Raw genomic sequence first — 9,517 nt, 5'->3', positions numbered from 1 at the left:
CCTTTCCATTCCGAACAGGAAAGTTAAGCTCTACAGCGTCGATGGTACTGCATGGGAGACTGTGTGGGAGAGTAGAACGTTGCCAGGTTATTAAAAAGACTTAAGAATTTATTCTTAAGTCTTTTTTATTTCTTTATAAAGCGCTTATATGCTATTAAAATATGCTTAGATAATGAGCCTGAATATGAAGAAAAAGATATATATATAACTATACTTTAAGAGATAGTTAAGTTCATATTTTAACTCATAACGATTCTGTGTACTTAATGGATAATAGAAGTATGGCATACTCAAATTAGATTTGTAAATTAAATATTATTTTTATAGAAATAGATTAAAAGAAATATATATAATAATGTTAGAGTATTTATATATAAATTAAATAAAGAATTATTATATATACAAATATACAAAAAGTTATCAACATTAATTGCTTTATTATCATATATAATGTTGATAACTTTATATATATGTGGATAATAGTTTATTAGTTGGGGACTATATTATTAATTTAATATAAATGAAATTAAGATAATAGTAATATAAAATTTAAATAAATATTTAAAGAATTTATTTATAACTTTTAACTTGGATTATAATCCTATACAAGATAGTACTTATTAAATTTATTTTATAAATTTAATATATATATAAGAAAAATATATTAAAAAGTATTTTCTTATTGCATATTTTAATAGTATAGAGTTATTATAATTAGTAAATTAGATAATATGCAAAGGGGCTCGCGTTTCGCGAAGCCCTTTATGTTTATATATTATACTTTATATTAATGGTTTTATCTAAATTTGTTATATTTATTATATTAAAATATCTTTTTTAGTAAAATTAATATGTGCTATTATATAAGCTATTATTGCTGTTATAATCATACAAACTATTCCATTAGTTGTTGTTAATTTAGGGTTTTGATACATTAATGCTAATTCAGAAGTTACTAAACTACCTGCATCAGCATAAGTTGTGAAGAGAAGATGACTAATATCTCTTATTGAACTAATTGCTTGAGTTCCTATTGCTAGGAATATAGTTGATATTACTGAAACAGCCATTGAAATCATACTACTTTTAAATATGGTTGATATCATAAAGATAACAGAGCAAGCAGATAAAATAAATAATGATTGATAACCTATAGTTCTTATAGCACTTTCGGTATTAGTTACCATTTTTGATGTATCTGGGATTTGTTTTAGCATCATTTCTCCTGAAGATTGGTCAAATTCCTTTTCATATTTTTGTTCAATTCTAACAGGATAATCTGAGGCATCAACATTACTTGTCATATTTATAACGGTCATACCAACTACTTGAGGTATTAATATTAATGATAGTACTGTAATAACTGAAACGATGAACTTAGATAATAAAATTTTACCTCTTTTAACTGGTTGCACAAGTAAAAACTTTAATGTTGCTGGTGTGCATTCACCTGAAACAATATCACTCATAAATACAGCAATTCCTGCTATTAATACTCCTAATCCAAAGAAGCTATTAAGTGTTCTTAAAAAGTTAAAAGCATGATATTCCCAACCTTGTAAAGGCTTTATATTATTAGCCTTTAAGTATTTTAAGTCATCTAATTGTTGTTTTGATTCAGCATACCATCTCTTGTTCCATTCATTTATACCATCTTCTTCATATTGTTTAATCATGTCTTCAGTAGATTTTATTGATTCATCTAATTGTTTTTTCCATGCATCTTCAGAGATACCATTTTTAATTATATCTTTATTATCTTCTATGTCTTTTAAAAGATTAGCTTCTATTTCCTTAAGGCTTTGAATCCATTGTTGATCACTATCAGCTTCGGCTCTCTTTATATCATTTCTTATATAAACTAATTGTTCTTCTGCTTGTTTTATTTGATATTCAGGAGAAGTCCATTCCTTCATATTCTTGTCATTCATCCATGTACCAAAAGCAGTTATTCCAATAAATACTATAAATAATGCAAAAACAATCCAAGTTTTAGATCTTTTAAAAATTTTAATAAATTCATTTTTTATAAGAGTTAACAACATTATCTAATCCCTCCTTCAACTAATTCCATATATCTTTGCTCTAAGCCTTTACGTATTTTAAAGACCTCTTGTACAGCATAGTTACTATTAACAAGATATTTAATTAATTCAGGAGTTTTATTAGATAATAATATTATTTCTATCCCATCATCAGTCTTTTTAGCAGAATTTATATAGTCAATAGATAATAATTCGTTAGTATCTATTTCTTGTAATAATTTTAAGCAAATTATATCAGTATCAGTTTCCATAGATTCATTTAGTACATTTTCTACTGACTTTATAGTTCCATGATTGATAAATGCTACTCTATCACAAAGATGTTGAACTTCTGAAAGTATATGTGAAGATATAAATACTGCCATTCCTCTTTCTTTAGCAGCTTTCTTAACTACTTCTCTAAAGTCTAATATTCCTGAGGGATCTAATCCATTAGTAGGTTCATCTAAAATAAGAAGTTTTGGACTAGACAAAAGTGAAGCAGCCAATCCTAAGCGTTGCTTCATTCCTAGTGAGTATTTTCTCACCTTATCATCTATTCTATGTTCAAGTCCTACTAATTTTATAGTTTCATCTACTTGGTTTTTAGGAATCTTTCTAATTCTAGCAATTTGCATTAAGTTTTCTCTACCTGATAAATATTTATATAATTCAGGATTTTCAACTACAGCTCCAACTTCTTTTAGAGCCTTTTCAGTATCATCTTTTAAATCGTGTCCGCATATGCTTATGGTACCTCCATTTGGACTTATAAGCCCAACTAGCATTCTTATAGTTGTTGTTTTTCCAGCTCCATTAGGTCCTAAAAAACCAAATATTTCACCTTCTTCTACTGAGAAAGAGATATCCTTTATTATTTCTCTTTTCCCAAGTTTCTTTTTAAGTCCATTTACCTCTAAAACCTTCAATTTATTACCTCCCTTTAAGTTAACTATTACTAATTCTAGAATTAAAATCTTAATTTAAATTAATATAAAATCTTAATAAAACCTTAATATGGCCTTAAAATATTGAGATAGTGAAAATTCGATATAAAGCTATGAAATTAGTATTGATTTCATGTTAATTATTCATATTATAACAAGTTTAAATATTTAATTACTTATATTATGTAAAAATATAATGAAAAACATTAAATATTAACGATTATAGTATTACAGAATAAATGGAAATTAATGTAAATGAATGATATAATTATCAATGCGTGAATTATGTTAAGTTCGAGGGAGAGATTTATATGACAAATATGGTAAAGAGTGAAGTTAAAAAGGGACAACTTATAGATATAGATATAAATTTATTTCATAAAGGTAGAAATTATTGTAGTTATAGATTTATGGGAGCTCATTTTGTTAGTGAAAAAAGGAAAAAGGGAGTAAGATTTACAACTTGGGCACCGAATGCAAGTAAAATATATGTTGTTGGGGATTTTTGTGATTTTAAGCCGGAAGATGAATTTAAAATGGAGAAGGTTAATGATAGGGGAGTATGGTCAGTATTTATTCCAGGACTAAAAGAAGGTACTAAATATAAATATTACATTATAAATAAGAGTAGTTCAAAGGGGGTATATAAAGCAGATCCTTATGCAATATTTTCAGAGCTTAGGCCTAATACTGCATCAATAATTAAAGATGAAGCTAAATTTAGATGGTCAGATAAAAGATGGATAAATAAAAGAGAAAAGACAGATATTCTAAAATCACCAGTAAATATTTATGAGATGCATTTAGGCTCATGGAAAACTAAGGATGGTGAATTTCTTACATATAAAGAGTTATGTGATGAGCTACCTATGTACTTAGCTGAAATGGGGTATACTCACGTAGAGTTTATGCCATTAATAGAACATCCATTAGATGCTTCTTGGGGATATCAAGGAACGGGGTATTATTCTGTTACTAGTAGATATGGCAATCCAGAAGATTTAAAGGAATTAATAAATATACTTCATAAAAATGATATTGGAGTTATTCTTGATTGGGTACCAAGTCATTTTTGTAAGGATGAACATGGGTTATATAAATTTGATGGTAGCCCAACTTATGAATATCAAGAAGAGTGGAAAGCTGAAAATAAGGGGTGGGGAACAGCAAATTTTGATTTGGGTAGACCTGAAGTAAAAAGTTTTCTAATTTCAAATGCGCTATTTTGGTTAAGAGAGTTTCATATAGATGGATTAAGAGTAGATGCAGTATCTAATATGCTTTACTTGAATTATGGAAGAAATGATGGTGAATGGAGACCAAATAAATTTGGTGGAGATGGTTGTTTAGAAGGAATAGAATTTATTAAAGAGTTAAATAAATCTGTATTTAGCGAATTTAAGAATGTTCTTATGGTTGCTGAAGAATCAACATCATGGCCAAATGTATGTAAGCCAATTAAAGATGGTGGACTAGGGTTTAATTTTAAGTGGAATATGGGATGGATGAATGATACGTTGAAGTATGTAGAAATAGATCCTATATATAGAAAACATCATCATAATAATATGAATTTTTCTATGATGTATAATTACTCAGAAAATTTTATATTACCAATATCACATGATGAAGTGGTACATGGTAAAAAATCATTGATAGATAAAATGTGGGGAGATTATTGGAATAAATTTGCGGGCTTAAGATTATATTTAGCTTATATGATGGGGCATCCGGGAAAAAAATTAACATTTATGGGGTATGAATTTGCACAATTTATAGAATGGAGGGAGTATGAACAGTTAGAATGGGAATTAATTGAGAAGTTTGAAATGCATAAAGTAACTAAGGATTATTGTAAGACGTTAAATAGTTTTTATAAAGAACAGAATGCCCTTTGGAAATTAGATTATGATACTAATGGATTTGAGTGGATAGATTCAGATAATGCTAATCAAAGCATATTTTCATTTATAAGAAGAGGAAATAAAATTAAAGATACATTAGTATTTGTTTGTAATTTCACTCCTGTTATATATCATGATTTCAGAATTGGAGTACCATATAATGCAGAATATAGTGAGGTATTTAATTCTGATAAAAGGGAGTTTGGAGGATCAAATCAATTAAATAAGGATGTAATATTATCAGAAAAAATAGATTATCATAATAAGCCATACTCTATTGTATTAAAAGTACCACCTATGGCTGTTTCAATATTATCTATCAAGGATATAGTTAAGAGTTCTGAAAGAAATGGCATAGAAAGTAAGGAGATAATAGAAAGTTAAAAAATAATATAAGATTTAATTGGGGGAATAAATTTGAATATTTTAATAGTAGCATCAGAAGCACATCCTTTTATTAAAACTGGTGGATTAGGAGATGTTATTGGTGCTTTACCAGTTACGTTAAATGATCTAGGAGCAGATGTAAGAGTGGTGATTCCTAATTATAAAGATATAAAAAAGGAAATAAAAGAAAGCTTAAAGTATATTGATAATTTTACTGTAAATGTTGGATGGAGAAATCAATATTGTGGAATTTTAGAGTATGAATATGAGGGGGTTAAATTTTATCTTCTAGATAATGAGTATTACTTTAAAAGAGATGGATTATATGGGTATTACGATGATGGAGAAAAATTTGCTTTTTTTGATAGAGCAGTTTTAGAATTTGTAAAGCATATAGATTGGGTTCCAGATATATTACACTGTAATGATTGGCAAACTGGAATGGTACCAGTACTTCTTAAATTAGAGTATTCAAAGGAAGAAAAGTTTAAAAATATGAAAACAATGTTTTCGATTCACAACTTATTCTTTAAGGGAATGTTTGATCCAAAAGTTTTACCAGAATTATTTGGGTATGATTATGAACCATTTAATAATGGAAGTTTAGAACATTATGGAGCAGTTAGTTTTCTAAAGGGAGGAATTAACTATGCCGATAAGGTTACTACAGTAAGTAAGAGTTATGCAGAAGAGATTAAAACGCCGGAGTATGGAGAACAGCTAGAGGGATTACTTAGGTGTAGAAGTTCGGCATTAGAAGGAGTCGTAAATGGGATAGACTATAAGGAGTATAATCCAGAAGAGGATAAGTATATATACTCTACTTATAGTGTTGATGACTTTAAAAATAAAAAAAGTAATAAGGAAGAATTACAAAAAGAATTAGGGTTACCAATAAATAATGATGTTCCAATGGTTGGTTTAGTATCTAGGTTAACACATCAAAAAGGTTGTGACTTAATTATTAATATATTAGAAGAATTATTAAAAGAAAATATTCAAGTTGTGATACTAGGTACTGGAGATTATATATATGAAGAAGGTTTTAAAGATTTCCAAATTAGGCATCCTAAGAAGGTTAGTGCAAATATAAAATTTAGTAATGAGTTAGCACATAAGATTTATGCTGCATCTGATATGTTTTTAATGCCATCATTATTTGAACCATGCGGACTTGGACAATTAATTGCACTTAGATATGGAAGCATACCTATAGTTAGAGAAACTGGGGGACTTAAGGATACAGTAATTCCTTATAATGAGTATGATGGAACTGGAAATGGATTTGGGTTTAAAAATTACAGATTTGAAGAACTTCTTAATACAACAAAATATGCTCTAAAGATTTATGAGAATAAAGATAAGTGGAATAGCATAGTTAGACAAGCTATGAGTGCAGATAATAGTTGGGAAAAGTCTGCAAAGGAATATATAGAAATATATAATGAACTGATTACTAACAATGATAATAAATAAATTTTTATAAAATTAATATATAGGTATAGAAGAGAGGAAGGGGAATATGGGAAAAAAAGAAATAGTAGCAATGGTTTTGGCGGGGGGACAAGGATCTAGATTAGGAATATTAACTAAGAATATAGCAAAACCTGCAGTGCCATTTGGAGGTAAATACAGGATTATAGATTTTGCTTTAAGTAATTGTTCTAATTCAGGTATCTATACAGTAGGTGTATTAACTCAATATAAACCTTTAGACTTAAATTCCCATATAGGAATAGGGGATCCCTGGGATTTAGATAGAAGAGATGGAGGAGTATCAATATTGCCACCATATCAAGAAGAAAAGGGGGGGGATTGGTATAAGGGAACTGCAAATGCAATTTATCAAAATATAGAATATGTAGATAGATATGATCCAGAATATGTTTTAATACTTTCAGGTGATCATATTTATAAGATGAATTATGACAATATGTTAGAGTTTCATAAAGAAAATAGTGCAGATGCAACAATTGCAGTGATTGATGTTCCGATAGAAGAGGCTAGCAGATTTGGAATAATGAATACTAAGGAAGATAACTCAATATATGAATTTGAAGAAAAGCCTAGTGAACCTAAAAGTACTAATGCATCAATGGGGATATATATATTTAACTGGGCAGTATTAAAGAAGCTTTTAAGAGAGGATGAAAAAGATTTATCTTCAAACAATGATTTTGGTAAAAATATAATTCCTAAGATGCTTGATGAAGGAAGAAAGTTAATTGCATATCCATTTAAAGGATATTGGAAGGATGTAGGAACTATAGATAGCTTATGGGAAGCTAATATGGATTTATTGAAAATAGATAATGATTTAAATTTATACGATAGTGAATGGAAGATATATTCACAAAATCAAGTAAGGCCAGCCCATTATATAGGGGAAGATGCTAAGATAGTAAACTCTTTAATAGTAGAAGGTTGTATAATCAATGGTAAAATAGAAAATTCCGTATTATCTGAAGGTGTGTATGTTGGTAAAAATACAGTGATAAGAGATTCAGTAATAATGCCAAATGCACAAATTGGAGATAATGTTGTAATAGATAAAACTATAGTTGGAAGTAATGCAATAATAAATCATGGTTGCAGCATTGGTAATGGAGATACAATAGAAGTTGTTGGGGCTTATCAATATATAGTTAATGAATCAACTATAAGTTTAAAAGAGATATGTTTAAATGACGAAGTGATTAATATTTAAGGGGGTTAGGGGAATGAATAATTGTTTAGGGATAATAAATTTAGATGAAAACCAAAGTAGGATGGGAGAGTTAGTAAGGTATAGAACTTTAGCATCGGTGCCTCTTTCTGCAAGATATAGAGTGATTGATTTTGTACTATCTAATATGGCTAATTCAGGAATAGAAGGAATAGGAATATTTGCAGCTAATAAATCAAGATCATTAATAAATCATCTAACTAATGGTAGACCATGGGATTTGCATAGAAAAAAAGATGGTCTTAGAGTGTTTAATTTTGGAGATTATGACCCTAACTATGATGATGTTCATAACTTTCTAAATAATATTGAGTTCATCGAGCAAAGCAGAAAAGAATATGTGTTAATAAGTTCATCATATATGATATGTAATATAGATTATAATGAAGCGTTAAGATATCATAAGAAATCTAAAAATGATATAACGATAGTATATAAAGAAGTAGAAGAGGCAGATAAAAAGTTTATAGAGTGTGAAGTTTTAAATGTAGATAATGATAACAGAGTAATTAGTATTGGTGAAAATATAGGTAGAGAGAAAAATGCTAAAATAAATATGGAGATGTATATTATGAAGACAGAATTATTTACTAATATTATTCATGAATGCATAAAAACTGGAATCCATAGAAAAATAAAAGGATATATAGCTTCAAATCTTAATAAATTTGAAGTTGGAGCATTTAAATTTGATGGATATTTATCTTGTATAAATTCTATTAAATCATATTTCGATACTAATCTAGATATACTAAATCAAAATATAAACAAAGAATTGTTTTATAATAAAAAACCTATATATACAAAATCACAAGATGAACCGCCAACACAATATACAGATATTAGCTTAGTATCAAACTCCATAATTGCAAATGGGTCATATATAGAGGGAGAAATAAAGAATTGTGTAATTGGGAGAAGAGTTGTTATTGGAAAAGGCGCAAGGCTTGAAAATTGCGTTATAATGCAAAACACAATAATTGGTTCTGATGTCATAATGGATAGTGTTATAGCTGATAAGGGAACTGTAGTAATTGAAAGTCAAGTAATTAAGGGGACAAATAATTATCCAGTAACTATCCAAAGAACAAAAGTTGTTTAAGAAAGAAATATAAAAATAAACATTAGATATATAAATCTATATAGTAGCTATTGAGGTAGGGCTAATGGTTACTATATAGATGAAATATAATAACAAATGTTCCTGGTGTATCAATAGTATTATATATTAGAAATAAGGAGTTTTATTAAGTATAAAGTATATAATTTGATATAAATATCATATTTTGTAGAAATAAGCATTAATATAAATGGTAAGATTAATCTCGTTCCAAGCGAGGAGCAAAACAAATTAAAGAAATCATTAAAAACAATAAAAAATATGTTGACAGTGATAACTTTAAGTGATAAGATAAGAAAGTCGCTTGAGGGCGATGAAGAAAATGGTCTTTGAAAATTGAACAGAAAATAAGTTAAGTAAACAAACCAGCAATTCTTTTAGACGTCTTAACATTAAGACTCAAAGTAATT

General features: G+C 28.1%; 6 protein-coding genes and 1 rRNA gene. 5 read left to right on the top strand and 2 right to left on the bottom strand.

The genetic code is table 11. The features are described from left to right. A 5S ribosomal RNA gene (gene rrf / locus J7M87_RS16885) occupies window positions 1–88 on the top strand; the annotation flags it as partial. Window positions 89–818: 730 nt separating this feature from the next. On the opposite strand, the gene J7M87_RS16880 is transcribed toward rrf, so the two are convergent. After that, window positions 819–2,045: an ABC transporter permease gene (locus tag J7M87_RS16880; RefSeq protein ID WP_291652807.1), complete on the bottom strand. Its 1,227-nt coding sequence runs from the start codon at window positions 2,043–2,045 to the stop codon at window positions 819–821. Then, window positions 2,045–2,953, bottom strand: coding sequence for an ABC transporter ATP-binding protein (locus J7M87_RS16875; protein ID WP_291652805.1), 909 nt, complete (start codon window positions 2,951–2,953; stop codon window positions 2,045–2,047). The genes J7M87_RS16880 and J7M87_RS16875 overlap by 1 nt, the downstream gene beginning before the upstream one ends. 329 nt (window positions 2,954–3,282) lie before the next feature. Between J7M87_RS16875 and glgB the strand changes: the two genes are divergently transcribed. From glgB to glgD, 4 genes are read left to right on the top strand one after another with little or no spacing between them, the layout of a single operon-like run. Further along, window positions 3,283–5,259, top strand: a complete 1,977-nt coding sequence (gene glgB, locus J7M87_RS16870) for a 1,4-alpha-glucan branching protein GlgB (protein ID WP_291652803.1) — start codon at window positions 3,283–3,285, stop codon at window positions 5,257–5,259. Between the two features lie 33 nt (window positions 5,260–5,292). Next, window positions 5,293–6,738: a glycogen synthase GlgA gene (gene glgA, locus J7M87_RS16865; protein WP_291652801.1), complete on the top strand. Its 1,446-nt coding sequence runs from the start codon at window positions 5,293–5,295 to the stop codon at window positions 6,736–6,738. A gap of 46 nt (window positions 6,739–6,784) precedes the next feature. After that, the gene (locus J7M87_RS16860; protein WP_291652799.1) at window positions 6,785–7,969 is read left to right on the top strand and encodes a glucose-1-phosphate adenylyltransferase; all 1,185 of its coding nucleotides are present in this window, start codon (window positions 6,785–6,787) and stop codon (window positions 7,967–7,969) included. Between the two features lie 13 nt (window positions 7,970–7,982). After that, on the top strand, window positions 7,983–9,089 hold the full coding sequence (gene glgD, locus J7M87_RS16855) for a glucose-1-phosphate adenylyltransferase subunit GlgD (protein WP_291652797.1): 1,107 nt from the start codon (window positions 7,983–7,985) through the stop codon (window positions 9,087–9,089). The last annotated feature ends 428 nt before the right edge of the window (window positions 9,090–9,517 follow it).

Source organism: Clostridium sp. (assembly GCF_017888565.1).
Classification (GTDB): domain Bacteria; phylum Bacillota; class Clostridia; order Clostridiales; family Clostridiaceae; genus Clostridium.
This window is presented reverse-complemented; position numbering and strand designations above follow the sequence as displayed.

Coding starts and splice junctions, on each gene's coding strand:
- J7M87_RS16860 (WP_291652799.1), top strand. CDS start 6,785: ATGGGAAAAAAAGAAATAGTAGCAATGGTTTTGGCGGGGGGACAAGGA.
- J7M87_RS16880 (WP_291652807.1), bottom strand. CDS start 2,045: ATGTTGTTAACTCTTATAAAAAATGAATTTATTAAAATTTTTAAAAGA.
- glgB (WP_291652803.1), top strand. CDS start 3,283: ATGACAAATATGGTAAAGAGTGAAGTTAAAAAGGGACAACTTATAGAT.
- glgD (WP_291652797.1), top strand. CDS start 7,983: ATGAATAATTGTTTAGGGATAATAAATTTAGATGAAAACCAAAGTAGG.